The organism is Chloroflexota bacterium, assembly GCA_026706485.1.
Lineage (GTDB): Bacteria > Chloroflexota > UBA11872 > UBA11872 > UBA11872 > JAJECS01.
In genome coordinates this window covers 1-26,105 of the sequence record JAPOYR010000012.1, presented here as the reverse complement: position 1 = coordinate 26,105, position 26,105 = coordinate 1, and the positions used below count along the sequence as shown (strand labels likewise).

The window sequence follows — 26,105 nt, the reverse complement described above, 5'->3', positions numbered from 1 at the left end:
GGGGCGACGGACCTGGTAGCGCGCCGGATGCTTGGCCTCGGGCGGGTCTGAGACCCGCCCCTACGGGACTGTGCAAGCGTCGTCGTCGCGGAATGACGGGGGCGAGTACGAATGTCCTAGTCCGGCAGCCAGCTGCGGTCGAGAAGGATGCGGGCTTCGCCGACGCGGCGGGTGACGGCCCGGGCGTCGAGGTGCTCCAAGAACGCCAGGACGTACTTGCGGCTAGTGCCCAACTGGTCGCGGAGCTGCTTCACCGTGACCTGGTCGCTTGCGGCAAAGGCCTCGCCAACGGCCTGCCGCCAGCGCGAATAGCCCGCCGGGGTGAGACCGAACGTCGGCGTGATGCGGACGAGTTCACCCGCCACCGCCAGGGCGTCGAGGAGCGCGCTCGAGGCGCCGTGGGAGCGCGCCAGCGCGAGCAGGTCCGGCGGCGCGAAGCCGCCCTCATCCAGCGCGGCCAGCAGGCGGTCGGCCTGGGGGCCGCGCGGCGCGGGCGCTTGTCCTGGCGGCAAGACTCGTCCCTCCTTGAGGACGAGCCGGCCCTCGTCGGACATGCCTTCGAGCAGCGCCGCGACGAGGGGCGCCGGGGCTCCCAGCTGCCGGGGAAACGCGGCCTGCGGCAGGCCGCCGGTGGCGCTTGGCGATAGCAGGGCAGAAATGCGCCGGCGCAGCGCGTCGACGGCGGCGGTCGGCGCCGCGTAGCCGCCGACGACGCTCAACCCGCCGGCGCGCTCAATTTCGTCCACCAGTGCCGTCACCTGGTCGAGGCTCAACTCGGTGCGGCGCGCGATCTCGGCCGGCGTGAGCGGGCCGCCGGCCTCGACCGCCGCGGCCACAAGCTCGGCGGGCGGGGCGCGGCGAGCGCGTTCGAGGGCTTCCAGCGCGGCAGGGTCGCCGCGCGGCACGTGGCGGGCCGCCGCGCGCACGGTCTCGCCGCCACCAATGGTCATCGGCGGCGAGAGTCGTCGGATCACATAGGGGTCGCCCTTGCGGATGGCGACCGCCTCGCCAAGCCGCCACTGGACCCAGCCGGCGCCACCCGGCTGGACGGGGTCGGCCTCCAGATAGCGCACCGCCGCCACGACCTCGGCAGTGCCCGAGTGCCACGACACGCGCTCCCCCGGCTTCAACGCGCGCGGCGCCGACGGCAGCAGGCGCAGCGTGGCGTCCAGGCGTCGCGTCTCGGTGACGGCGCCCGGCGCGGCGACCACGGTGCCGCGCGGGACGTCGGCGGGCGTGACGCCGCCGAGGTTCACCGCCACGCGCCGCCCCGGCCAGGCGCGGTCCTCGGCCGCGCGATGGGTCTGCAAGCCGCGTACGCGCGTCCGCGCGCCGCCCGGATACAGGTGGACCGTGTCGCCCACGTCCAGCGGCCCGCCGTTCAGCGTGCCGGTCACCACGGTGCCGAAGCCCCGCTGGGTGAAGGCCCGGTCCACCGGCAGTCGCGGTCCACCGACCTGCGGTCGGGACAGCGGCTGCGCCAGAAGCGCATCCAGTGCATCCAGGAGCGCGTCCAGTCCGCGGCCGTCGCGCGCGGAGACAGGGACGACGGGCGCTTGGGACAGCGAGCTGGCCGCCAGGGTTTCGCGCACCTCCTGTTCGACAAGCTCGAGCCACTCCTCGTCGACCAAATCCGTTTTCGCCAGCGCGACCACTCCGCGCTCAATGCCCAGCAGCGTCACGATGTCGAGGTGCTCGCGCGTCTGCGGCATTACGCCTTCGTCGGCGGCGACCACGAACAGACAGGCGTCGATCCCACCCACGCCGGCCAGCATGTTGTGAATGAATCGCTCGTGACCCGGAACGTCCACCAGGCTCACCGAACGCCCGCTGGGCAGGGTGAGCCAGGCGAAGCCCAGGTCGATGGTCATGCCGCGGGCCTTCTCTTCGGCGAGACGGTCCGGATCGATGCCGGTCAGCGCGTGTACCAGGGTCGACTTGCCATGATCGACGTGACCCGCGGTGCCAACCGTGGCCGCGGACGGGGCGTCGCTACCGGCCGTCACGGCGGGGGCGGACCGCCGCCGGTCGCAGCCGCGGCGTCGGCCAGCAGCGGCGCGGGGTCGATATCCACGAGGCCGTCGCCGAGGACGAGGTTGTCGATCAGACGCACCCCTTCCACCCAGGCGGCCACGAGCAGCGCGACGGATGAGGCGTTGGGATGGAGGGCGTTGAGCGTATGGGGATCGCGCGCCACCGCGTAATCGACGCTGGCGCCCGGTTCGGTATCGAGCTCCCGCCGCATCGTGCGCTCAACGCGGTCCGCCGCCCGCTCGCCGCCGCGCCAAGCCCGGGCGCCGGCCGTTAACGCACGGTGGAGCACCAGGGCCGCGCGCCGCCCCTCGACCGACAGCCGCCCGTTGCGCGTGCCCAATGCCAGGCCCTCGTCGTCACGCACGGTGCCGACCACGCGCAGCTCAACGTCCAGCGCAAGACCATCCACGACCTGCCGAATTACGCACGTTTGCTGCCAATCCTTCTGTCCAAAATAGGAGCGTGCGGGGCGCGTGAGATCGAGCAGCAGGGCGACCACGGTGGCGACGCCGTTGAAGTGGCCGGGCCGGCTGGCGCCTTCGAGCACGGTGCCGAGGCGCCCCGCACCGACCTGGGTGGCGGACCCCGGCGCGTAGATCTCGTGGACCGGCGGGACAAACGCCACGTCCACGGCCTCGGCGGCGAACCGGCGCAAGTCGGCGGCCTCGTCTCTCGGATAGGCGGCGGCGTCGTGCTCGCTCTCGAACTGGCTGGGATTTACGAACAGCGTGGCCACGACGGAGGCGCATTCCCGGCGCGCCGCCCGCAGCAGCGCGCTGTGGCCGTCGTGCAGGCCGCCCATGGTCAGCACGGCGCCGACGCGATCCGGGAGCCCGACGCGCGCCGCCGCCAACTCGGCCCGCGTGCGCGCCACGATCATGCCGTGTCTCGGCGGTTGTTCCGGTCCTGACCGCACTCCATACTGCCAATCATGGCACTTGAAGCTGAAGCTCCGACTGCCGTTACGGCCAAGGAGATAGCGGCCGCGTTGGCGCGCGATGTGCCGGCCAGCCGCATCCGCACCGGCGACCTCGTGGCGTTGGCCGTCGACGGGGTTGAGCCGTCCGTGGTCGTCCAGCCCGCGCATCCGGACGAAGCGGCGGCCGTGCTGGCGCGGTGCGACGAGGTGGGCGCCGCGGTCGTCCCGCGCGGGGCCGGCGCCCAGATGGGGCTAGGGAATGTGCCCGAACGCGTCGACGTGGTGCTCGACACGACCGGGCTCAATGATCTCGTGAACTACACGCCGGCGGACCTGACCCTTGGCGTCCAGGCCGGCGTCACGCTGGCCGCGCTGCAGGCTCGGCTGCGCGAGGAGGGCCAGCACTTGCCGCTGGACCCGCCATTCGCGGCATCCGCCACATTGGGCGGCCTGATGGCCACCAACATGTCGGGCCCGCGCCGGGTGGCCTCGGGCTCGCTGCGCGACCTGGTGATCGGCGCGGAGACGGCGGGGCCGGACGGCGCCATCACCAAATCCGGCGGCATGGTGGTCAAAAACGTGACCGGCTATGACCTGCACAAGGGTCACATTGGTGCGCTGGGCACGCTGGGGCTGATTACTCGCGTAAACCTGAAGGTGGCGCCGCTGCCGGCCAACGAGCGCACGGCGGTCTATGGTTACGCATCGGCGCTCGACGCGGGGGGCGCGGTTGGGTCGATCGTGGCCCTGCCGGTCGCGCCCACCGGGGTCGATCTCATCGACCGGCGACTGGTCGCGTCAGCCGACGTGCCGGACGGCCCCTGGCTGCTGGCGGTGCGGTTCGGCGGCGCGGAGGCCGGGGTGGCCGCGCAACTCGCGATGGTGCACGAGACGCTCGCCTCCAACGGCGCCGCCCCACACGTGCTTGAGGGCGACGCGCAGCGCGACCTCTGGCGCGACGCGGTGCGTGTGGCGGAACCGCCACCAACCGGCGAGCCGTATACGGTATCCCGCATGAGCGCCCTCTCGTCGCAGATTCCATCGCTTCTCGGGACGGCGGCCGAGATTGCCGCCGAGCACGGCCTGGAGTGGCGCGCGGAGGCGCACGCCGTGAGCGGCGTCGGGCGGGTGCGCTGGACGGGCGGCGACACCGACGCGGTTTGCCGCGCCGTCTCCGATCTACGCGGCGCCGCGCGGATGTTCGACGCTCCCGTCGTGGTTGAGGCGGCGCCACCCGGCGTCAAGCGCCGCCTGGATGTTTGGGGCGTGGATCCGTCCAACGCCGCGCATGCGCTCGCCGGCGAGTTGCGGCGCGCGTTCGATCCCAACCGCACGCTCAACCCTGGGCGCTTCCTGGCGGATGCCGCATGAGCGTCGCCGCGCCGCAGGTGGGCTTCAGCACCCACGACGCGCCAGACCCCGCCACCATCGCCACCTGCGTGCACTGCGGTCTGTGCCTCAACGAGTGCCCCACCTACCGCGTGCTGCGGCTGGAAATGGACTCGCCGCGCGGGCGGATTCAGCTCACCAAAGCGGTGTCGGACGGGCACATGTCCCTCACCAGCCCGACCTTTCTGAAGCACACCTTCCGCTGCCTGGATTGCCGCGCCTGTGAGACGGCTTGTCCCTCGGGCGTCAAGTACGGCGAGATCATCGAGGACGTGCGCGCACAGACGGTGCAGGCCGGGCTGTTGCCGCGGGCGCGGCGCGTCGCCGACCTGGTGCTGCGCCACGTCTTCACCCGACCGCGCGCGCTGCGGCTGATGGGGCAAGGCTTGCGGCTGTATCAGCGCAGCGGCCTGCAGTGGCTGGTGCGCCGCAGCCGGGTGTTGCAGGCCCTGGCGCCGCCGCTGGCGCGGCTCGACGCGATGTCGCCGCCGATGTCCGCTGAGTTCCTCCAGGCCGCCGACCTGCGCTTCGTGCCGGCGGAGGGCGAGCGCCGCCATCGGGTGGCCTTCCTGACCGGCTGCATCATGTCGCTGTCGCTCGCCGAGGCCCACCGCGCCTCGCTGCGGGTGCTGGCGCGCGCCGGCTGCGACGTCCACATTCCCGAGCACCAGCAGTGCTGCGGCGCGCTCCACGTGCACGGCGGCGCGCGCGAAACCGCCCGCGATCTGGCCCGGCGCAACATCGACGCCTTCGAGGCGGAGGCCTTCGACGCCATCGTCGTCAATTCCGCCGGCTGCGGCTCGACCCTGAAGGAGTACGGCCACCTGCTGGCCGGGGATCCCGCTTACGGCGAGCGGGCGCGCGCGTTTGTCGCCAAGGTGCGCGACTTCTCGGAGTTCCTAGCGGAAATCGAGGCACCTGCAGGCTCGGCCGCGGTCGAGCGCGAGGTGATCTACCAGGACGCCTGCCACCTGGTGCACGCCCAGGGCATATCGCAGCAGCCCCGCGACCTGATCGGCGCGGTCCCCGGCGTGACGCTGGTGGAGACGGCCAACCCCACGATCTGCTGCGGCGCCGCGGGCCTCTACAGCGCCACCGACACGGAGGTGTCGCTGCAGATCCTGGATGAAAAGCTCGACGCGATCGAGGCGACGGGGGCGCGCACCATCGTGTCGGGCAATCCGGGCTGCATCCTGCACCTGCGCACCGGCGCGCGGCGGCGAGGCCTCGATCTCGAAGTCCTGCACCTCGCCGAGTTTCTGGATACGGCCTACGCCACGGAGTGACCGCACGCGGAGGTGGCGATGGCTGCAATGAGCGCTGCGCACCGGATTAGGGCGGCCTCTGCGGCCGTCGCCGCCCGGCCGCACATTCAGTTTTGGCTGCCGATCGTGGTGCTGGCCGGGCTGGCGTTGCCGTTTTACTGGCTGAGCGCGGTGCCGTATGTGAACGGCGGCGACGAAGGCGAGTTTCAGACGCTGGGGTATCTGGGCGGCATCGCCCACCCGCCATCGTATCCGCTGCTCACAGCCGCGGTATTCCTCGGGTCCCACGCCTTGAGCTTCCTGGAACCAGCCCACGCGGCCAACGTCGTGAATGGGACGTTCGCCGCGCTGGCCACGGTCTTGCTGTTCGTCGTGGCCCGGGACGTCACCGGCTCGTGGGTGGCCGCGCTCGGAGCGGCGATCGTCTTCGGCACCGGGTTCCGCGTCTGGACACTCGGGGTTCAAGCGGAGAGCTTCAGCTTGCAGATGGTGCTCATGCTGGCGGTGGCCGCTTCGCTGCGCGCCTTCCAGCGGCGCCCATCGCCGGTGCGGTTGGCGGCGGTGGCCCTGGCCACCGGCCTGTCGTTCACCAATCACGCGCTCAGCTTGTTCATGCTGCCCTTTACGCTTGCGTACGTCCTGGCGCGGCGGCCGTGGCGCCGGCCGCGGCCACGCGAAGCGGCGCTGGCGGCCGGCGCGTTCCTGATCGGCCTGACTCCCTGGATCTATCTGCTGCGCGCCCGCTGGACCCCAGTGGCGTTCAGAGAGCCCGAGACGGAGCGGCTGCTCGGGTTTCGCGATATCTGGGACCACGCGTTCTCCTCTACGGCCGCGCCGGGCGGCACCAGCATTGCGCGCAGCCTCTTCGTCACACCCGGCGAGCACCTGGGGCCCCGCTGGCAAGAGTTCACCGCCGACGTGCTGCGCGAGTTTGGGTGGGTCTGGGTCGTGGCGATCATTGCGGGCTTCTTCGTCGTTGCCGCGCGAGATTGGCGATTCGCGGGATGGACCCTGGGCACCGCCGCTTTAACCGGGCTGTTCACGTTCATTTACACGATTCCGGACTATGACCACTACTTCGCCGTGGTCTACGTCATTCTTGGGATCTGGCTGGCGGGGGGCTTGGCACTCCTCCTCGCGGCGGCGCCAGCAGCGCTCCGTCGACTGCGGCTCGCTCGATTTGTACGACCGGCGGTGTGGGTGGTGTCGTTGGCGCTGCTGGCCGGGGTTGCGGCGCGCGCCGGTGTGCAGATGACCGGGGATGCGTGGCGCAACATCAGCGGCATTACGGGGCACGCCAAGGTCCTGACCGAGCACGCGCGGGCGCAGATCCGACACATGGTGCCGAACAGCGTGTACATGAGCACCTGGCCGTCCTCGTGGCATCACCGGTATGCGCTGTTTGTCGACGATTTCGGTGCGGACAAGAACATTCAGGTTCAGGTGTCAGGGCTGAAAACGATGGGAATCGACCGAGCGGAAGAGATCCTGCTGAGCGGTCGCAGCCTGTATCTCCAGGCAAGCACGCCGGACTACGAGCGGGAGTTCGCCGTCGTGAAGGAGGGGGCCTTCTTTCAGGTCTTCATCGCCGCTCACGTGAGCGACGGCGACTTGATCAAGGACAGTGACGACCGCATATACCTGGTCTCAGACGGCGAACGTCGGTGGATTCCCAACCTGGATATCTTCACCGCGCACGGGTTTGCCTGGAACCGGGTGCGCAAGCTCGACGCCCGGGACATCGAGCGGTTGCCCGAAGGATTGCCCCTGGCGATGCCCGAGCCGCGCGCCCCACCGACGCCCCAGGCCCAGTGCCCGCCAACGTGCGTGATGCAGAACTGATCAGGGTCACGGGCGACCCTTCGGTCGTGTCCGGCCCGGCGCGTTCCCCGGCGAGCTACCCCGCCAGCGCCTCGGCGACCAGCGGATAGATCTCGCCGGGCTTGGCGTGCCGCTTTAACTCGCGCTTGGAAAAGACGAGCTGATCGTTAACCATCACCTCAAACACGCCGCCGCCGGAAGGAATCAGCGTCCACTCGGCCACGTCGCTCGCGAACTCGGTCAGAATCTCCTCCGTCGCACGGACGGCTCTGGGGAGATAGTTTCATTGACTGCAGTATTCGATGGAGACTCGGGCGCCATGCGACATGTTGCACTCCCGCCGATGTGGGTCATGATTCCTGCGTGCGACTCCATCCTCGCACGACGCGCGGCTCGCGCGCACGCCGGTAGCTAGGGATGCGGCTGGGACGGCTGCGGCGAGCCAAGAGCGCGTCGGTTGACGCCGGCGCGGCGCCCACGCGCCGGCGCTTTGGCGGCGGGCTGCGGCGCTGGTTCGACCGGGGCGGCCTGGACGACGCCGACTGGGAGGAGCTCGAAGAGCTGCTGATCCAAGCCGACCTCGGTCCCGAGCTGTCGCTGGAGCTCGTCGAAGGGCTGCAGGAGGCCGTGCAGGACGCGGGCATCAAGGACCCCGAAGCCGCCCGGGCACTGCTGCGCGAACGCCTGACCTCGGAGTTGGGCAGCGGCGAGCGAGCGTTCGCCGCCGGCGAACCGCCGCAGGTGGTGCTGGTGGTGGGCGTCAACGGCGCGGGCAAGACGACATCCATCGCCAAGCTGGCGACGCTGCTCAAAAGCCACGGCTATTCGGTGCTCCTGGCCGCGGCCGACACCTACCGCGCAGGGGCCATCGACCAACTCCGAATCTGGGGCGAGCGCATCGAGGCGCCGGTCGTCGCGCATCAGCCGGGCAGCGATCCCGGGGCGGTGGTCTACGACGCCCTGGATGCAGCCAAGGCGCGCGGTGTCGACTACGTCATCGCCGACACCGCGGGCCGCCAGCACACAAATCTCAACCTGATGAACGAGCTGGCCAAGGTGCGCCGCGTGGCCGAGCGGCAGGTGCCCGGCGCGCCGCACGAGGTGCTGCTGGTGCTGGACGCCTTGACCGGGCAAAACGGCCTGCGCCAAGCTCAGGCGTTTCGCGACGCGGTGGACGTGACCGGCGTGATCGTCTCCAAGCTCGACAGCTCGGCCAAGGGCGGCGTGGCATTCGCCGTCACGCGCGCGCTCGGCGTGCCGATCAAGTTCATCGGTACGGGTGAGCGGACAGAGGATTTCGCGGTGTTCGAGCCCGAGGAGTTCGCCGCCGCGGTGCTCGCCGGCGACGACGACACGGAGCGCAGTGCATGAAGGGCGTGATTCTGGCCGGCGGCACGGGATCGCGTCTGGACCCCCTGACGCGCGTGACGAACAAGCAACTGCTACCCGTCTTCGACAAGCCGATGATCTACTACCCCATTGAGACGCTGGTGAACGCCGGAGTGACCGAGATCCTGATCGTGACCAGCGGCTCGAGCGCCGGGGACTTTCTGCAACTCTTGGGCAACGGCCGCGAGTTCGGCATCGACCACCTCGGCTACACCTACCAGGATGGCGCGGGGGGCATCGCGGAAGCCATTGGCCTGGCCGAGCCGTTCGTGGGCCGCGACCGCATGCTGGTGATCCTGGGCGACAACATCATCGGCGGGAACATCGTGCAGGCCGCGCGCCGGTTCGAGGCCCAGCCGTCGGGGGCCAAGGTGCTGCTCACCGAGGTGGAGAATCCCCAGGCCTACGGCGTGGCGGAGCTGGACGGCGACCGCATCGTGCAGTTCATCGAAAAGCCCGAGCGCCCGCCCTCGAACCTGGCGGTGACGGGCATCTACTTCTACGACGAGAACGCCTTCGACCTGGTGCGGCAACTCGACCGGTCGGCACGCGGCGAGCTGGAGGTCACGGACCTCAACAATGCCTACCTGGCGCGCGGCGAGATGACCCACGACCTGCTGGAGGGCTACTGGGCCGACTGCGGCGAGTCTATCGAGCACTACCTGCAGGCGTGCAACCTTGTGGCCGAACAAGGCGCCAACCGGACCGACCTCAGCGCGTCGAATCCGGTCCCCTCTCCCTCTGGGAGAGGGGTAGGGTGAGGGTTCCGCCCGCCCGCCGCCCCCTCGTGGCCGGGAATTGGAAGATGCACACGACGCCGCGATCGGGCGTTGAGCTGGCCCGCGCCATTGTCCGGGCCGGACCGCCCGATGGGGTCGACCTGGTGCTCTGCCCGCCCGCGATCGCCGTGACCGACGTGGCGCGCGCGGTGGTGGGCACGTCAGTGCGGGTGGGCGCGCAGAACATGCATTGGCTCGATAGCGGGGCGTTTACCGGCGAAATCTCGGCCCCGATGCTGGCCGGCGTGGCGGACGTGGTGATCGTGGGCCACTCGGAGCGGCGCGCCGATTTCGGCGAGACCGACGAGATGGTGAATCGCAAGCTGCGGGCGGCCCTGGCCGCCGGCCTCACGCCGATCGTCTGCGTGGGCGAGACCGAGTTCGTCCGAGATGCCGGCGGGGCGCGGGCGCTGATCACCGCGCAAGTTCAGGCGGCCCTCGACGGGATCGATTCCCGAGCCGCCGAGCCGCTGGTGCTGGCCTACGAGCCGGTGTGGGCCATCGGCACGGGGCGCACGGCGACTCCCGCGCAGGCCGCGGAGGCCATCGGCTGGGCGCGCGAGGCGCTGAGCCAGGCGCTGGACGCCGCGGCGGCCCAGCGCACGCGCATTCTGTACGGCGGCAGCGTGTCCCCGGGCAATGCGCGCGAGCTGCTGGCGCAGGATGGCGTGGACGGGGCGCTGGTCGGCGGGGCCAGCCTGAAGGCGGACGACTTCATCGCCATCGCGCGGAGCGCGGTTTCGTAAGAAGTCCCTGGCCTGAGCGGGCGGGTTTGAAACCCGCCCCTACCCCAAATGTTCGGCGCGCCCCCAGATTCAATGACGGGTGGATTCCCGCCTTCGCGGGAATGACGGAATCGTTAGGCGAGGGTCTCCTGGAAGGGAGAAGGGCGAGTTGGGGGTCGACATCGGATCTTTCAGGCCAGGGCGTTAGGCCACCCCTCGAAAGTGGCTGCGGGCGCGGACCTACCGACGCCGCAGGCGAGGGAGCCAACGGCCGACCTGCTGCGTGTAGGCCGTGTACTCATCGCCGAATTCGCGGGCGAGGTGGGGCTCCTCGTGGAAGCGAACGACTAGGGAGTGCAGGATGAAGAGGCCTGCGGCATAAGCCAGCGGTACGGCCGTTGCGAAGAGCGCGGCCCACCCGGCAACGATGATTAGCATGGCGACGTACAAGGGGTTGCGCGAGTAGCGGTAGATGCCGCGGACGACGAGCCGTTTCGGCGCATCTATTGGCGCGGGGGTTCCTTTTCCAATCATGGCGAAGTCCCACACGGCGCGCAGGTAGATCGAGATGCCGATCGTGAAGAGGCATACGGCCAGCCCAAGCCACGCCCCGCCGGCGACGGTTCGGTCACCGCCGAGAAGGAACGGGACGAGCACCGCAACCGATCCCGGCACCACCACCGTGAACAGCGCGACCTTGAGGAAGAGCTTCATGCGGTCTCAGGAATCCTCTGTTTGAGTCCATTCTCCTTTGGAGGAGACCGTTGCGAAACCTTCCGTCATTCCGGCGGAGAGCCTGCCCCGTACTCGATACGGGGCCGGAATCCAGGCGGGGACTCGGGCGTGTCGGGCGAACCTGGACCCCGGCTTTCGCCGGGGTGACGGGGACGGCCGGAAGTGAAACGCTCGCCGCGCCTCAGGCCGGGCGCGGGTTCGACCAGGCGATGCGGCCCTCGGCGTCCTCGACCTCGACGCGGAGGTAGCGCTCGGGATACGCCGGCGACTCGCGCCGCTCGAGGTTGACGTCGGTGAGCAGTTCGCCGCCGTCGACGTGACGGCTGTCTCCGCCCGCCCGGGCGGTGATAAGGGACACGCGCCGCGCCGGCGAGCAGCGAACCGTCACATGGGTGGCGCTGATCTGCACGTCGTGGAGCTCCGGGCCCATCGACGCGTAGAAGTGCCCCGCGCGCATGGCTTCCAGCAGGCCGCGCTGGCTGAAGTCAGTGGTGCGCACCATCACCCAGCCGCGGCCCTCCTCATTGAGCATCCAGTGCGTGTCGTCGGTGGCGAAGCCCCAGGTGATGCCCAGCGTGTCGCCGTAGTCGTCCCAATGGACCGACGAAAAACCCTTGGCCCGGTTGCGGTCGCAGATGGAGTTGAAGACCTCCATGCCCGCGAAGCCCTCCAACTCGCTCATGTCGGCGGCGGTCTGGCCGAGCCAGTAGGGATGCCCCAGGATCGCCAGGCCCCCGTCGGCGTTGACGCGGTCGATAGCCTCCTGCGGGCCCAAGGTTTCGTCGCCGCGGTCGAAGCTGTGCATGCCGAGGCCGACGATGTGATACCGCGTCCCGAGCCACGGGTCGGGGCCGTGCATCTCCATGCCGGGAATGGTGATGAAGTCGTCGGTGCACAGCGCCGAGGTGTCGCTGAGCACGTTGTGGTCGGTGAGGGCCATGAAGTCGTAGCCGTTGTCGCGGTACCAGTTCACCGCGTCTTCGGGAGACTTCCGCCCGTCGGAGTTGGTGGAGTGCGTGTGCAAGTTGCCGCGATACCAGCGGCCCTCGACCGCGAAGGGGTCGCCCGCGTGCTCGTCAGATGTCATGACTTAGCCGTTTCCCTTCCGTGATCCGGGCCTCGACCCAGAATCCGAGCGGAGCCACGGCGCGCCGCCGCTTGACCCGCGCCAACTCTCACATCTCATCCGTGTAGGGGCGTCCCTTGTGGGCGCCCGGATCCAGGCAGGGGCCGCCCCTACACCACCGCCGCGGCGGCGTGTCGCTTGGCGATTTCGTCGTCCAGGTGCTCGCAGCCGTCGATGAAGTAGTTGCGGAACCGCACCAGCGCCGGGTACTCGGTGAACTCCGCCGTGGTCAGGCCGTCATCGTCGTAGGCCGTGGCGAAGCGCGGAATCTTCGCCCGCAGCTCGGCGATATCGGCGGGGTCGTCGGCGAAGTGGATGCGGTCGACGACCGGCCCGTCCTCCTGGATCAGCTCGTCGAACGTCGACCAGTTCATCGTGATGTGCGCGTCGCCGCCCACGAACTCGGTGTAGTGGTGCGTCCCGCGCACGCCGCCGCCGAGGAATATCGTGCGGTAGCCCCGCTCCTTGATCACCTTGTACTGCTTGCGCGCCACGATCGAGCCGGCCATCCGCACCAGCTCCGGCGTGAGGTCGATCTCGTTTTCCGCGACCCACTCGCTCAGGTCGTCGTCGAGGACGCCGGTGATGTGCGTGATGAAGAAGGGCGGCGTGTTGCCGGTGGCGTCCGCGGCCTTCTCGTAGACCTCGCACATGGCCACGGCCTGCGAGACGGCGAAGCACTCCGTGGCGCACATGGGAATGTTGAGGCCCACCAGCCGCCGCATGGCCTCCATGCCCGACTCGATGACCGGGATCTTGGCGAGGTAGTTCGGCGCGACCTCGCGGTGCCGCAGGGCGGCGTCCACGATCAGGTCGGGGTCTTCGTCGAGGCGGGGATCGTCCTGCATGGTCACGAAGCCCCACTGTCCGCCGCTGGACTCCCACTGCGGCAGGAAGCCCTCCATGAACCGGCGCGTGATGCGCTGGTAGACCTCGTCGGCGGCCTTGTACGGGTTGGACTCGACGGCCGCCACCTCGTCGATGATCGGCTCGACGTACTCGGGCTCGCGCCTGAGCAGCACGGAGCCGTAGGTCGGATTAGTGGTGCCCGAGACGGCGCCGGCGTCGACCGACGCGCTCAAATCGAACTCGGTGGGATTGTTGACCCACACCCGCGTCGCCGTCTCTCGCTGGACGCGGTGGAAGTAGTCCTCTCGCATCGTCGCCTCCGGCCATTCGATCCCGCTCGGCGCACGGGAAGGTTCCGGGCGCGCCCCTCCGCGAGCCACGCCTCCCGCCTGGATGCCAGGATATCCGATGGCGTCGCCAGCGGTTGACGCCGCGGCTACGACCGCGCAACGTTGAGGCACGGCGTCCTGTGGCTCGCGTGGTCTCGCGAAGTTCCGATCGGCCAGAGATTCCTCGCAGGCCACCAAGAGTTCCAAACCTACATGCCGACCCTCATGCGTCTCGTCAAGTACGCCCTGACGCAGCGGGCGCTCGTCATCGTGACAGCCGTCGTCATGGTTGCCTCGATCGTGCCGCGGGTGGTGCTTCCGCTCCTTGCCGGCGACGCCGTCGACGCTCTTCTGACGCAGGGTCGTGATGCGCTGGCGCTGATCGCGGTCCTCATGATCGCGGCTGGCCTGGTCCGGGCGATGCTGGGGTACCTGGGCCTCTACCTGGCCGAGCGCGTCGGCCGGGTGACCGAGTACCGGCTCCGGAACGACTTCGTCGCCAAGCTGCAATGGCTCAACTTCGGGTTCTTTGACCGCCAGAAGACCGGCGACTTGATGTCACGAGCCACCGTCGACGCCGACGCCTGCGCCAATTTCATATCGACCGGCGTGATGCACGGCATCGCATTCCTCACGCTGTTCTTCCTCCCCATCATCGTCATGCTCAGCATGAACTGGCAGCTGGGTCTCATAGTCCTCGTCGGCTCCCTGATGATCTCGGGGTATGGGGTCTCGTTGGCCCTTCGACTGTTTCGGATCTATACCCAGGTCTTCCAGGAAACCGGTCGCATGAACACCGCGCTGCAAGAGAGCCTGACGGGGATTCGAACGGTGAAGGCTCTGGGCGCCCAAGACTACGAGAAGCGGCGGTATCGGCAGCGGGCCAGCGCGGTCGCCAGCAGTTTCATTCTCGCCGACCGTCTCGCCGTGACCAGGGACGCCGTCCTCACCTTCCTCTACGCCGCATTGATAGCGGCGATATTGCTCGTTGGCGGATGGCAGGTGCAGCAAGGGGTCATCACCGCCGGAACGCTGGCGGCATTTGTGCTGTTCCTGGTGATGCTGGGCGGATCCATCGCGGGCCTGGAGTGGCGGGTACGACTCTTTTCCACCGCCATGGCCGCGGGCACGCGCATATTCGAGGTTCTCGACACCAGGAATCCGCTTGTCGTTGCCGAGGATGCCCGAGAGTTGTCCGCCAGCGGGCACGTCGTGTTCGACTCGGTGTCGTTTGCCTACACCGACGACGTGCCCGCGTTACACGACGTCTCATTTGAGCTGCGTCCCGGTCAGACGGCGGCGATCGTCGGCGGCTCGGGCTCAGGCAAGAGCACCATCGCGCACCTGCTGCCACGGTTCTACGATGCGTCGGCGGGCCGAATCACCATCGACGGCGTGGACGTCCGGGACGTGACCCTCGAGTCGCTGCGCCGCAGCGTTGGCATCGTCATGCAGGACGTATTCGTCTTTTCGGCCACCATTCGGGACAACATCGCCTACGGCGTCGACGATGCGTCAATGGAGGATGTGGTTCGAGCCGCCCGGGCCGCCCAGCTGCATGGCTTCATTGAGAGCCTGCCGGATGGCTATGACACCTGGGTGGGCGAGCGCGGCACAACCCTGTCCGGCGGCCAGCGCCAGCGGCTCGCCATTGCCCGCACGCTCCTGCTGGCGCCTCCAATTCTCATTCTTGACGACTCCACGTCCAGCGTCGACGTCGCGACCGAGGCGCTGATCCAACGGGCAATGGTGCAGGTGCTCCGAGACCGAACCGCACTTGTCATCGCCCACCGGCTCTCCACGGTGCGGCGCGCGGACCTCATTCTGGTGCTCGACCAGGGCCGGATCGTCGAGCAAGGCACCCACAACGATCTGCTGCAACGGGATGGCCCCTATCGCCGGATTCACGACCTCCAGCTACGTCCGGCTGATGACATGCGCGGGTTCGGCTCCTATGCGTGACCATCGAGGTTGGGGCTGATGGCGACACCAGTGGCCCAGGCGGCCGGCGGCCGGGCGCAATTGGATCTGGACCCCAACCGCCAGACGCGCTATTGGCGGATGCTGCTCTGGCTGCTCCGGAACTTTCGCCCATACCGCGGGCGGCTGGCGGTGGCGGTCGTCGCCATGCTGGCGTACAGCGGCACAGTCGTCGCGTTGCCGTGGACGGTCAAGCTGGCCATCGACCAACTGCTGGCGACGCCTGGAAACGACCTGCTTGGATTTGCCGCCAGCGTGGGGCTCTTCGGCCTCATCGCCGCGGCCCGCCTGGCCACGGGCCTGATCCATAGCCGGACCATGGTGACGCTCAGCGAGTGGGTGGTGCTCGATATCCGCACCAAGCTCGTGGCGCATCTGCAGCGCCTGTCAATGTCGTTCTATGACCGTAATCAGGTGGGGCAGATCATGTCCCGCGTCCAGAACGACATGGAGCAACTGGCGGATTCGCTTTGGATCCTCACGTCGTCGACGGCGAGTTTCGTGAGCGTGATCGGCATCGCGGCCGCGATGCTGGCGATGGACGCGCGGCTTGCGGCGATCACGCTGGCGTTCGTCGCCTTGCTGATTCCCAGTCTGGCGTTTTGGCGTCGGATTGCGCACCGGCCCCTTCGCCGAGCCCGCGAGACCATCGCCGACGTCACCTCGAGCGTCCAAGAGAACGTGGCGGGCATTCGCGTCGTGCAAAGTCTCAACCGCCAGCAGCAGAACACCCGCGGCTTCCGCAGCGTGAACCGGGACAACCTGGACGCCACGCTGCGGTCCGCGCGCTACCGCTACGGACTGTGGCCGTCGGTTGAGCTCCTCGCGGCACTTGCTCTGGCGTTCGTCATCCTCGTCATGGGCCAGGGGATCGGCACGTCCGTCTCCGTCGGCCTGCTCGTCGCCTTCGCGCTGTACATCGAGCGGCTCTTCGAGCCCATTCGCGACCTGACCGGTGAGTTCGGCCAGCTCACCCGGTCGTTAGTGGCGGCTGATCGGGCCGTCGAGCTCCTGGAGATCGAGCCCGCCGTGCGCCCGGCGCCGGATGCGATCGTCCTGCCGCCCGTGACCGGCAGGATCGAGTATGAGCACGTCCACTTTGAGTACGAACCCGGGCAACCTGTCCTGCATGACATCAGCGTGTCGGTGGAGCCGGGCGAGACGGTGGCGGTCGTGGGCCCCACCGGCTCCGGCAAGACGACGCTCGTTTCGCTGCTGCTACGGCTCTACGACGTCACCAGTGGGCGCGTAACCGTGGACGGGCATGACCTGCGGGACGTCACCCGCGACTCCCTTTCGCGGCAGATCGGCATCGTCCCGCAGGAAGCCTTTCTCTTTTCAGCCACGGTCTGGGAGAACATCCGGCACGACCGGACCGATTTGAGCGACGCCGACATCGTCAACGCCGCGCGGGCCGCCGGGGCGCACGAGTTCATTACGCGCCTGCCCGACGGCTATGACACCGCCCTCTACGAGCGCGGCGGCAACCTGAGCGTCGGCCAGCGCCAGCTGATCAGCTTTGCCCGGGCCATGGCGCGAGATCCGCGAATCCTGATCCTTGACGAAGCGACGGCCAACGTGGACACGGAGACGGAACTGCACATCCAGCAGGCCCTCCACCGCCTACTACGCGGACGCACCTCGGTCGTCATCGCCCACCGACTCTCGACGGTGCGGAATGCCGACCGCATTTTGGTCTTGGATGAAGGCCGCCTCGTCGAGCAGGGGGCGCACGAGGAACTGCTGGCGCGGCGCGGTCTCTACCACTCGCTCTATGCGCGCTCGGTGCTAAGTCCGGAAGCCGAAAGACCTTGAGTCAGCGCCCGACGCCACGGGACTGCGTTCACCCGGACGGTCATTCCGCGCACAAGTCGAACGCGGTTGGATTGTTCACGCACACCCGCGTTACCGTCTCCCACTAGACGCGGTGGAAGCAGCTCTCTCGCATCGTCGCCTCTGGCCGTTGGATCCCTCTCGGTGCACGGCCATGCTCCGGGCGCGCACTAGGATTCCTCTTCCTCGTCGTCCTCGTCCGACTCCTCGTCTTCTCCCGGCAAGGTGATCACGCGTTCGTCCATAGCATGCACCTCGATCTCGGTGATGGTGACGCTCTCTTCGACGTCAAATGCGGCAATGCACTCGACCATGCCACCAGGGTTTACCTCGTCGCAACCTAGCAGCTTAGCCATCTCAAAGCGACGCCCAAGGTCGTCGATACCGAACACTTTCTCATTGTCGAATATGTCACTGAATTCCTGTGCGGAATCGCTTAGGTTTGTAAGATTAAACGACACGCCTACGAGTTTGTTGTCGTCGCTGCTCGGCTCCACGGACGAGTAGCCAACTTCGATTTCCTCCGTGGTTTCCTCGACGGCTGTTACCTCAATGGCGTAGACGCCCACGCGCGCAGCGGCGCTAGTTGCACTCACGCTATCGGCAATCGGAATGGTCTCATCAATGGCGATATCCACGGGCACACTCATTATGTAGTCCTGGCCGTCGTGGGTAAAAGTGACTCGAGCGGTGCTCTGGATGTTTTCGGTGATCGATACCTCGGAATCATCTTCAGAGAAGATAAGCTCGACCAAGCGATCAGCAGCGTCGCTTTGCGCAAACGCCGCAGCCGGGATGAGCAGCATTAGGATTGCAAGCGGAATGAGGAGCCGTCGTCGGGCTAACGTGCGCATAGTATTCCCTTCCGCTGCAAAGGAACGAAGATTCGTGCCACAGGAGCTTCCGTCAAGGAACTAGAAGAGAAATCGAAAACCTCGGCCATTTCAGATGGTTCGCTGTCACAGGCTCCCGTTGCAACGCGCCGAAACGTACCATTCGGCAACCTGCGGGTCAAGAATTATCGTTCGCCAGTTTCGGTCAGGCCGTGGGTGAGGAGTCGGGCGATGTCCAGAGCGCGTGCGACGGCCTGGAGCCTGGCGGACAATCATCCGATCACGACCACGGTTGACGCCGGGCCGCTAGGGGCGCACCGTGAAGGGGCTTCGCTCCGTGCCGGAGGGCCGCATGGCTGAGCCGTTCACTTCGCCGGGCGATGCGCGGGTCGATCTCTCCGCCGACCACCTGGCCGCCATCGAGCGCCGGCGGCGAATCGTGGTCCATTTCGACGTGATCATGGGCGACGGCGCCAACTTTCCGATCAAGGACATCGACGACCTGCTGGCCTTCAAGTTCGAGTGGGCCGACGATCCCGCCGTGCGCCTGGACAGCATGTGGTGGGACTGGAACGAGGGGCACCAGGCGCCCTTTCCCAGCCGCACCCAGGTCCTGATCGACGCGCCCGGGTACCGCCAGTGGGCGGACGACGGCGTCAATATCTTGCAGATCTTCCTGGAGGCGTCGCAGCGGCGCGGCCTGGAGAACTTCCACCTCTACCGCATCAACGGCTCGGACAACGATCTCGGCCCGGTGAGCCCGATTCCCATGAAGGAGCAGCACCCGGAGCTGCTCATGACGGCCTGGAACGCCAACGGCTATTGGAACTTCGCCCTGGACGAGGTCCACGACTACAAGCTCGGCATCCTGCGCGAGATTGCCGAGGACTACGACTACGACGGCATCACGCTCGACTTCGCCCGCATTCCGCTGGTGCTGCCGTGGGGGCGGCAGTGGGAGCTGCGGGACCGGCTGACGACGTTCATGCGCAAGGTGCGCCGCATGACCCTGGACGTCGCCGAGGCCCGCGGCCGACCCCTGCTGCTGGCCGTGCGGGTGCCCGAGAACCTGATGGGCTGCCACTTCGACGGCATCGACATCGAAGCCTGGGCCCGCGAGCTGCTCGTGGACCTGATGGTCATCGGTTGCCGCTCGTTCGACGTGGATATCGCCGCGTTCCGCCGCATCACGGCGGGGACGCCGATCAAGCTCTATCCGGCCATCGACGACCATCACTCCTCCGACGGCTACATGTGGCCGCCGATCGAGGTGTTCCGCGGCGTGTTCGCCAACTGGTTCCACCAGGGCGCGGACGGCGTGCAGACGTTCAACTGGGAGCACAGCTCGCTGGAGTCGGCCGAGCGCATCGGCCTGAAGGCGCTGAACTGGCCGGCGGCGGAGGCCCAACACCGGGCCTACGTCGAGCTGGCCGAGCCGGACGGCTTTCACCGCAAGGCCAAGACCTTCGTCGTCCAGCGGCGCGGCGGCGGCCACGGCCCCATCGTCATCCCCAACCCGGAAGGCTGGTACACGCCGCGCAACATGTATTTCAACTCCAACATGTTCGCGCCGCTGCCCGCCCCGCTGGCCTGGGACGGCGCCGCCGACACCCTGCTGACGCTGTACGTGGCCGATGACGTGGCGGGCGAGGCCGAACACGTGGCGAGCGTGGACGTGCGCGTGCTGCTTTCGGACCCGGCCGCCAACGCGCTCCCTGACGACGAACGGCTGGACCCCGTGGAGATTGCCCAGATCGGGCACCCCGACCGCAGCCTGATGAACGAGCCTCCGGCCCGCGCCATCGCCGACCGCGTGGAGGTGCGGCTCAACAACCTCCGGCTCGGGCCTCCGACCGTCGAGGATGGCTGGTTGGTCTATCCGGCCCAGCCGAATCAGTTCGCGGTGGGGGAGAACCTCGTCGGCGTGCGGCTGGCCCGCGGCACGCCGAGTCCCCAGCCCGTCCAGATCGAGAAGCTCGAAGCGCACGTGCGCTACCGAAGCTAAGGAGGCCGTTCGCATGGGTGTGACCAAGGTCGTTCACGTGGGATTCACCGTGGCGGACCTGGACCGATCCGTCGCGTTCTATAGCGCCCTGCTCGGCGAGGGCCCCCATTTCCGCCGCCGCTACGACGAGCCCTACATCAGCGACATCATCGGCTACCCCGACTGCAGCCTGGAGATCGCGCTGTTCCGGTTGCCGGGCACCGAGGTCGAGCTGGAGTTGCTGCGCTACTACGAGCCGCCGCCGGGACGCGTCGACCTCGAGACCTACAACGCCGGCAACGCGCACCTGTGCCTGTCCGTGGACGACTGGGACGCGGCCGTCGAGCGGCTGAAGGCGCTCGGTGCGACATTCCACCGCGAGGCGCCCGTCTGGCAGACGGCCGGCGAGTTCGAAGGCACCGGGACGCTCTATCTGCGCGATCCCGACGGCATCACGGTCGAGCTCGACCTCCGCGCGCCGGTGACGGCGGTGTAGCGAGGGTGCGTCGCCGGAACGGAATCGAGTGCGCCCAGCCGGTGGCGCTATAGTTGTTCGCCACAGGCCGCCGTCAGCGGCCTGCCGAAAGGCCCACGCATGACCCCAGAGTTGATCGGAATTCTGAGCGTGGGCGCGGCGCTATTCGTCGGGCTTGGCGGCCTCATTCTGACCGTTACGGCGCGTTTCAATGCTCGCATCGACCGGCTCGAAGATCGTTTTGTGGCCCTCGAAGCCCGGATGGATGCCCGATTCGAGTCGCTCGAAACTCGGATCGACACGCTGAGCGAGCGCGTGGCGCGGGTCGAAGGCGTCATCGAAGGGCTGTTCGCGGGCATGAACGGCCGACGCGCCGCAGGGGACAAAGAGGCGGCAGCTTAGCGCGCAGCGGCTTGGCGGCACCCGTCCCGCGCCGAGCATCGTGATCGGCGGCCGCTATGGGCCTGGGTCTGACTCCGGCTCACTGGTCGGCAAGATTCTGCGATAGCGCACGAGCTCCAGGCCGTCCCGTTCCTCCCACACGGACTCCGCGCCGTCTGTCCGCCACCCCACCGATTCGTAAAACGCCCGCGTTGGCTCGCAGGCCGCCAGCGTCCAGAGCGTCGCGGTTTCGAAGCCGTCGGCGGCCAAGGCGTCGACGGCGGCGCGCAGCAGTCGCCGACCCGCTCCTCGCCGCCAGTGCGCGGGGTGCACGTAGAGCCCGTGCACTTCGGCCACGCGGGCGGGGTCCACGTCCTCGTCGCCCGTGGTCCCAAAGCCCACGAATCCGAGCGCCGTGTCACCGGACACCGCGAGGATGAAGCGTTGGTTGGCGGACTCCGCCGGCGCCAGACGCTGCCGAAAGCGGTCAACACGCTCTTCGACTCGCATCGCGTCCAGCCGTTCGTCCGGAACGATTCCGCGAAACGCGGTCTGCCACGCGCGCACGTTAATTTCGGCGATGGCCGCGGCGTCCGCCAGCGTGGCCGCGCGCAGACGCACCGAGCCGGCTACATCCACATCCGGCGGTTGAGGACCATGGTCTCGGTGGCCGTGGTTTGCTCCGGCGTCTCGTCGCCGGGGAAGCCGGTGGTGTAGAGCTGGTAGTAGAGCCCGCCGGCTTCCAGCAGCTCGTCGTGCCCGCCGCGCTCCACGATCTGGCCGTCCTGGAACACCAGGATCAGGTCGGCGCCCCGCACGGTGGCCAGCCGGTGCGCGATGACGAACGACGTGCGCCCCGCCATCAGCCGGTCGAGGCCGCGCTGGATGATCTGCTCGGTGTGGGCGTCCACGCTCGAGGTGGCCTCGTCCAGGATCAGCAGGCGTGGGTCCGCCAGCAGCGCGCGAGCGAAGCAGATGAGCTGTCGCTGGCCCACCGACAGCCGCGCGCCGCGCTCGCGCACATCGGTGTCGTAGCCTTCCGGCAGCCGCTGGATGAAGTCGTGCGCTCCCACGGCCTCCGCCGCCTCCACGACCTGCTCGTCGGTGGCGTAGGGCCGCGCGAAGGCGATGTTCTCGCGGATCGTGCCCGAGAACAGATAGCTGTCCTGCGGCACGATGCCCATCTGGCCGCGCAGGGAGTCCTGCGTCACCGAGTCCAACGGCACGCCGTCGATGCGGATCTCGCCACGGCCCGCCTCGTAGAAGCGGGCCAGCAGGTTCACCGTGGTCGTCTTGCCGGCGCCGGTCGGCCCCACCAGGGCCACGCGCTGCCCGGGCTCGACATCGAACGAGATGTCGTGCAGCACGTCCGTCCCGTTGTAGCCGAAGGTCACGTGGTCGAACTCGACCCGTCCCTGGATCTGCGGCAGCGCCCGCGCGTCCGACTGGTCCTCGACGTCCAGCGGCTCGTCGATCAGCTCGAAGATCTTCTCGCCCGCCGCCATGGTGGACTGGAGCTGGTTGTAGAAGCGCGTGAGCTGCTGAATGGGCGTGAAGAAGCGGGCGATCAGCGCGATGAAGGCCACCAGCGTGCCGACGCCCATCTCGCCGTTGATCACGAACATGCCACCGACGACGATCACCAGTGCCGTCGCCAGCGCCGAGATTGTGTCCACTACGGGAATGAACGCCGACACGATGGCGCCCGCGCGCACGCTGGCGTCCACGTTCTGCCGGTTGGTCTGCTCGAAGGCGGCGGCGTTGCGGTCCTCGCGCACGAACGACTGCGCCGTGCGCACGCCGTCGATGCTCTCCTGCAAGTTGCCGTAGACGTCGCCCACGGTGGAGCGTACCTGCCGGAACGCGTTCCGCGCCCATTTGCTGAATACGCGGCTCGCCAGCCACATCAGCGGCATCACCGCCAGGGATACCAGCGCCAGCCGCCAATCCAGCCCGAACATCATTCCGACGATGATCACCAGCATCACCACGTCGCCGACCAGCGACGTCACGCCAAGCGTCACGAACTCGCTGATGACGTCCACGTCGTTGGTGATGCGCGACATCACCGCGCCCAGCGGATGCCGGCTGAAATAGGAGAGCGACAGCCGCTGCAGCTTGGCGAACATGTCGTTGCGCAACTGCCGCAGGCTCGCCTGGCCGATGGCCGCCGTGAGCAGCACCTGGAAGTAGTTGAGCGCCCACATCAGGCCCAGCGATCCGATGTAGACCATCCCGACGATCGCCAGCAGGCCGCCGTTGCCCTGGACCTGGGTCAGGTCGCTGCAGTCAAGCGCGCCGCCGCAAATGCCGTCGTCAATGCCGATCTTCAGCAGCAGCGGACCCACGTTCGCCGCTGCCGCCGCCAGCACCACCAGCACAAACACCACCGCCAGCCGTCGCCGGTGCGGCAGCAGGTAGGCCAGCAGCCGCCGCGCGATCCGGTGATCGTAGGCCTTGGTGTCGTCGCCCATGCCCCCCAGCATCATGCGTCCCGCCATGCCCATTAGCCCGCCCCTCCCTGACTCGGGGCGGCGGGCGCCGCCTGGGCGTCGCGCAGCTCCTCGGCCTCGGCCTCTTGGGTGAGCCACATGTCGCGGTAGAGGCCTTCCTGCTCGATCAATTCCTCATGTCGCCCGCGCTGCACGATGCGTCCCTGCTCCAGCACGATGATTTCGGCGGCGTCACGCACGCTGCGAATCCGTTGGCTGATGATGAGCGTGGTGCGGCCCCGCTGCGCATCCGCCAGGGCTTCCTGAATGGCCCGCTCCGTCCAGGTGTCGACGCTCGAGGTCGACTCGTCGAGCACCAGGATGCGCGGGTCGAGCAGCAGCGCCCGGGCAATGGCGATCCGTTGCTTCTGGCCGCCCGAGAGCGTGACGCCGCGCTCGCCCACGGACGTCGCGTAGCCCTGGGGCAGGCCCGCGACGAAGTCGTGGATCTGCGCCGCGCGGGCCGCGGCCTCGACCTGCTGGTCGGTCGCGCCGGGGCGTCCGTAGGCAATGTTTTCTCGCAGGCTGGTCGCGAAGACGAAGGGCTCTTGATGCACGATGCCGATCTGCCCCCGCAGCGACGCCAGGCGCGCCTGCCGCACGTCCACGTCGTCCACCAGCACGCGGCCGGACGACGGGTCGTAGAACCGCGGCAAGAGATTGATGATGGTGCTCTTGCCCGAGCCGGTGCCGCCGACGATGCCCAGCGCCTCGCCGGGCCGCACCCGGAACGACAGGTCGTCCAGCACCTGCTGACCCTCGTATTCAAAGGACACGCCGTCGAAGCGCAGCTCGCCGCGCACCTCGTCAAGCGCCACGGCGTCCGCGGCCTCCTGCACCTCGGAGTGCTCGTCCAGGACCTCGAAGATGCGATTGCCCGAGGCCACCGCCCGCGCAAAGCTGTTGATGGTCATGCCCAGCATGCGCACGGGCATCATCAGCAGGAGCAGATAGCCGTTGAACGCCAACAGGGCGCCGATGGTCGCCTCGCCCTCGATCACCTTCCATCCGCCGTACCACAGCACCGCCACCTGGCCCAGGCCGAGCACGGCTGTGAAGAGCGGCATGCGCATCGCGAACAGCCGCATCACCTCCACGTTGCGGTCGGTGACCTCCTTGTTGACCGGCTCGAACCGCGCCCGCTGCATTTCTTCCTGGGCGAAGGCCCGCACCACGCGCGCGCCCGCCAGGTTTTCCTGCACCGTGGCGTTCAGGTCCGCCCACGCCTCCTGCACTGCCTGAAACAGCGGGCGGATGCGGTGCGCGAATGTCACCGCCAGCACCGCCATCACCGGCACGGTGAGCAGCGACAGCAGGGCCAGTTGCCAATCGGTGACCAGCAGCATCACGGCGGCGCCCACGAGCAGCAGCGCGATTTGCACGAGCTGGAACGCGCCCATTGACACGAAGCGGCGCACTCGCTCGACGTCACTCGTCGTCCGGGACATCAACTCGCCGGTGCGCGCGCGGTCGTGATAGCCAAACGACAGGCTCTGGACATGTCGATAAAGCTGGTTGCGCATCGTGAACACGACCCGCTGGCCCAGCCACTCGGAGGCGAACTGGCGCCCGAACTGCGCCGTGCCCTTCACGGCCGTCAGCGCCACCACGATCGCCGCCAGCACGATCAAGACGGCGATCAAGCCCTCCTTCAGTCCGTTGTCCACCACTTGTTCCAGCACCTTTGGAATCGCCAATTCGGCCGCCGTGGCCAGCAGGGTGACCACAAGCGTCCCCGCCGCGAGCCGCCAATGCGGCAGCGCATAGGCCGCCAGACGACGCAAGACCTGCTGGCTCGACCCCAGCGCCATGCGCGGCTCCGAGCGCATTCCACCCGGTTCGCCCATGGGCGGCTGCCCGCCGCCGTGTTGGCCTCCGCGTCCGCGACCGTCGCCAGGCGAGAATCCCGGCGGGCCGTCTCCGTCGCCGCGTCCGCGTCGTCCCCTGCCGCGAGGCCCTCGCCGGCGCCCGTCCCTTCCGCCCTCAGCGGGTTCCGTTTGGGATGCGGGGCGTCGCGAGCCGCGCCTGCCGCCTCTCCCCTCAGCGGGAGCAGGCTGCGGCGAGCGGGATTCATCGGTCATGTCTTGTCTCCGGATTCACGCTTGCCCGCTTCTCGCAGCGAGCGGAAATAGCCTTGGTCGCGGCGCCGGGCCATGTGCGCATTCAGCTCAGTCAACGCCTCATCGAGGCGTTCGAGCGCCTCGGCGGGCATCCCGTCCAGCGCACCCGCCAGGAACGTGGCGAGGGCCTGCTCGTGTGTCTCGAGTGCCTCGAGACCCTCCGGCGTGGCGCTTACCACCGCGTGGCGGCGGTCGTCCGGGTCCTCCGCCCGCGTCGCCAGGCCCGCGCGAACCAACGAGTCGACGCTCTGCGAGGCCCATTGCTTGCTCACCATCAGCCGACCGCCGAGATCGCTCATGCGGCAACTGCGGTGGCGCAAGGCGCGCAGCGTCTGAAACTGCGGCATGGTGAGGTCAAGCTCATCCGCATGGGCGGTGGCAAACCGCATCGCAATCCGCCCCGTGCGCCGTCCGAGCACCAAGAGCTGCCGCGCGGACTGGACGAGCGCATCAGCGGTCGCGTCGTCGCTTCCAGACGTTGCCACGGCTCGGTCGTCTATTTCACGGACCGTCATGATGGTGGATCGTATGGTGACCGGACGGTTGTGTCAAGGGCGATTCGCCTTTCTTTCCTCAACAGGTGTAGGGGCGCCCCTAATGGGACTCGACCAGTAGCTCCGGTGTCATCCGGGACACTGGTCCCGCCT

Annotated in this window: 22 protein-coding genes; 11 read left to right on the top strand and 11 right to left on the bottom strand. The window is 68.3% G+C overall.

Features of this window, described 5'->3' with window-relative positions:
- Positions 1 to 116: 116 nt before the first annotated feature.
- Entirely contained in the window at positions 117 to 2,006 is a 1,890-nt protein-coding gene (selB, locus tag OXG79_12995) for a selenocysteine-specific translation elongation factor (GenBank protein ID MCY3784683.1), read from the bottom strand.
- Positions 2,003 to 2,914 (bottom strand): pantoate--beta-alanine ligase, encoded by a 912-nt coding sequence (gene panC, locus OXG79_12990; protein ID MCY3784682.1) that lies wholly within the window; start codon positions 2,912 to 2,914, stop codon positions 2,003 to 2,005. The genes selB and panC overlap by 4 nt, the downstream gene beginning before the upstream one ends.
- Positions 2,915 to 2,965: 51 nt before the next feature.
- On the opposite strand from panC, the gene OXG79_12985 reads away from it, so the two are divergent.
- The 3 genes from OXG79_12985 to OXG79_12975 are packed head-to-tail and all read left to right on the top strand — an operon-like array spanning position 2,966 to position 7,449.
- Positions 2,966 to 4,324, top strand: coding sequence for an FAD-binding oxidoreductase (locus tag OXG79_12985; protein ID MCY3784681.1), 1,359 nt, complete (start codon positions 2,966 to 2,968; stop codon positions 4,322 to 4,324).
- Positions 4,321 to 5,628 (top strand): heterodisulfide reductase-related iron-sulfur binding cluster, encoded by a 1,308-nt coding sequence (locus OXG79_12980; protein MCY3784680.1) that lies wholly within the window; start codon positions 4,321 to 4,323, stop codon positions 5,626 to 5,628. Before OXG79_12985 ends, OXG79_12980 begins: the two co-directional genes overlap by 4 nt.
- Before the next feature lie 27 nt (positions 5,629 to 5,655).
- A complete protein-coding gene (locus tag OXG79_12975; GenBank protein MCY3784679.1) occupies positions 5,656 to 7,449 on the top strand; it encodes a DUF2723 domain-containing protein in 1,794 nt (597 codons plus the stop codon).
- Positions 7,450 to 7,504: 55 nt separating this feature from the next.
- Here OXG79_12975 and OXG79_12970 read toward each other — a convergent pair whose 3' ends face one another.
- Entirely contained in the window at positions 7,505 to 7,756 is a 252-nt protein-coding gene (locus OXG79_12970) for a SelT/SelW/SelH family (seleno)protein (GenBank protein MCY3784678.1), read from the bottom strand.
- 89 nt (positions 7,757 to 7,845) lie between these two features.
- Here OXG79_12970 and ftsY point away from each other — a divergent pair, with 89 nt between their 5' ends.
- Genes ftsY through tpiA form a run of 3 tightly spaced genes read left to right on the top strand, consistent with a single transcriptional unit; the run spans position 7,846 to position 10,342 of the window.
- A complete protein-coding gene (gene ftsY, locus OXG79_12965; protein MCY3784677.1) occupies positions 7,846 to 8,799 on the top strand; it encodes a signal recognition particle-docking protein FtsY in 954 nt (317 codons plus the stop codon).
- Positions 8,796 to 9,578: a sugar phosphate nucleotidyltransferase gene (locus OXG79_12960; protein ID MCY3784676.1), complete on the top strand. Its 783-nt coding sequence runs from the start codon at positions 8,796 to 8,798 to the stop codon at positions 9,576 to 9,578. Before ftsY ends, OXG79_12960 begins: the two co-directional genes overlap by 4 nt.
- Complete coding sequence (gene tpiA, locus OXG79_12955; protein MCY3784675.1) at positions 9,575 to 10,342, top strand: triose-phosphate isomerase; 768 nt, start codon at positions 9,575 to 9,577, stop codon at positions 10,340 to 10,342. The genes OXG79_12960 and tpiA overlap by 4 nt, the downstream gene beginning before the upstream one ends.
- A gap of 219 nt (positions 10,343 to 10,561) precedes the next feature.
- Here the strand turns inward: tpiA and OXG79_12950 are convergent, their stop codons facing one another.
- The 3 genes from OXG79_12950 to OXG79_12940 all read right to left on the bottom strand — a co-directional run bounded on the left by OXG79_12950 (position 10,562) and on the right by OXG79_12940 (position 13,342).
- Positions 10,562 to 11,035 carry an isoprenylcysteine carboxylmethyltransferase family protein gene (locus OXG79_12950; protein ID MCY3784674.1) on the bottom strand — a complete coding sequence of 158 codons (474 nt, stop codon included), beginning with the start codon at positions 11,033 to 11,035 and terminating at the stop codon, positions 10,562 to 10,564.
- A 202-nt stretch (positions 11,036 to 11,237) separates the two neighbouring features.
- On the bottom strand, positions 11,238 to 12,143 hold the full coding sequence (locus OXG79_12945; protein MCY3784673.1) for a CehA/McbA family metallohydrolase: 906 nt from the start codon (positions 12,141 to 12,143) through the stop codon (positions 11,238 to 11,240).
- Between the two features lie 149 nt (positions 12,144 to 12,292).
- A complete protein-coding gene (locus tag OXG79_12940; GenBank protein MCY3784672.1) occupies positions 12,293 to 13,342 on the bottom strand; it encodes a hypothetical protein in 1,050 nt (349 codons plus the stop codon).
- Positions 13,343 to 13,585: 243 nt separating this feature from the next.
- On the opposite strand from OXG79_12940, the gene OXG79_12935 reads away from it, so the two are divergent.
- Both OXG79_12935 and OXG79_12930 read left to right on the top strand, forming a co-directional pair.
- Positions 13,586 to 15,322 (top strand): ABC transporter ATP-binding protein, encoded by a 1,737-nt coding sequence (locus OXG79_12935; GenBank protein MCY3784671.1) that lies wholly within the window; start codon positions 13,586 to 13,588, stop codon positions 15,320 to 15,322.
- 18 nt (positions 15,323 to 15,340) lie between these two features.
- Complete coding sequence (locus OXG79_12930; protein MCY3784670.1) at positions 15,341 to 17,155, top strand: ABC transporter ATP-binding protein; 1,815 nt, start codon at positions 15,341 to 15,343, stop codon at positions 17,153 to 17,155.
- A gap of 188 nt (positions 17,156 to 17,343) precedes the next feature.
- Here the strand turns inward: OXG79_12930 and OXG79_12925 are convergent, their stop codons facing one another.
- Positions 17,344 to 17,979 (bottom strand): hypothetical protein, encoded by a 636-nt coding sequence (locus OXG79_12925; GenBank protein ID MCY3784669.1) that lies wholly within the window; start codon positions 17,977 to 17,979, stop codon positions 17,344 to 17,346.
- Between the two features lie 346 nt (positions 17,980 to 18,325).
- Between OXG79_12925 and OXG79_12920 the strand changes: the two genes are divergently transcribed.
- From OXG79_12920 to OXG79_12910, 3 genes are all read left to right on the top strand, one after another.
- The gene (locus OXG79_12920) at positions 18,326 to 20,011 is read left to right on the top strand and encodes a hypothetical protein (GenBank protein ID MCY3784668.1); all 1,686 of its coding nucleotides are present in this window, start codon (positions 18,326 to 18,328) and stop codon (positions 20,009 to 20,011) included.
- A 13-nt stretch (positions 20,012 to 20,024) separates the two neighbouring features.
- Entirely contained in the window at positions 20,025 to 20,486 is a 462-nt protein-coding gene (locus OXG79_12915; protein MCY3784667.1) for a VOC family protein, read from the top strand.
- A 99-nt stretch (positions 20,487 to 20,585) separates the two neighbouring features.
- Positions 20,586 to 20,867: a hypothetical protein gene (locus OXG79_12910; GenBank protein ID MCY3784666.1), complete on the top strand. Its 282-nt coding sequence runs from the start codon at positions 20,586 to 20,588 to the stop codon at positions 20,865 to 20,867.
- Between the two features lie 54 nt (positions 20,868 to 20,921).
- Here OXG79_12910 and OXG79_12905 read toward each other — a convergent pair whose 3' ends face one another.
- The 4 genes from OXG79_12905 to OXG79_12890 form a co-directional block, all read right to left on the bottom strand.
- Positions 20,922 to 21,467 carry a GNAT family N-acetyltransferase gene (locus OXG79_12905; protein MCY3784665.1) on the bottom strand — a complete coding sequence of 182 codons (546 nt, stop codon included), beginning with the start codon at positions 21,465 to 21,467 and terminating at the stop codon, positions 20,922 to 20,924.
- Positions 21,468 to 21,475: 8 nt separating this feature from the next.
- Positions 21,476 to 23,353, bottom strand: a complete 1,878-nt coding sequence (locus tag OXG79_12900; GenBank protein ID MCY3784664.1) for an ABC transporter ATP-binding protein — start codon at positions 23,351 to 23,353, stop codon at positions 21,476 to 21,478.
- Positions 23,353 to 25,149 (bottom strand): ABC transporter ATP-binding protein, encoded by a 1,797-nt coding sequence (locus tag OXG79_12895; GenBank protein ID MCY3784663.1) that lies wholly within the window; start codon positions 25,147 to 25,149, stop codon positions 23,353 to 23,355. Before OXG79_12895 ends, OXG79_12900 begins: the two co-directional genes overlap by 1 nt.
- A 266-nt stretch (positions 25,150 to 25,415) precedes the next feature.
- Positions 25,416 to 25,973, bottom strand: a complete 558-nt coding sequence (locus OXG79_12890; protein MCY3784662.1) for a MarR family winged helix-turn-helix transcriptional regulator — start codon at positions 25,971 to 25,973, stop codon at positions 25,416 to 25,418.
- Between the last annotated feature and the right edge of the window lie 132 nt (positions 25,974 to 26,105).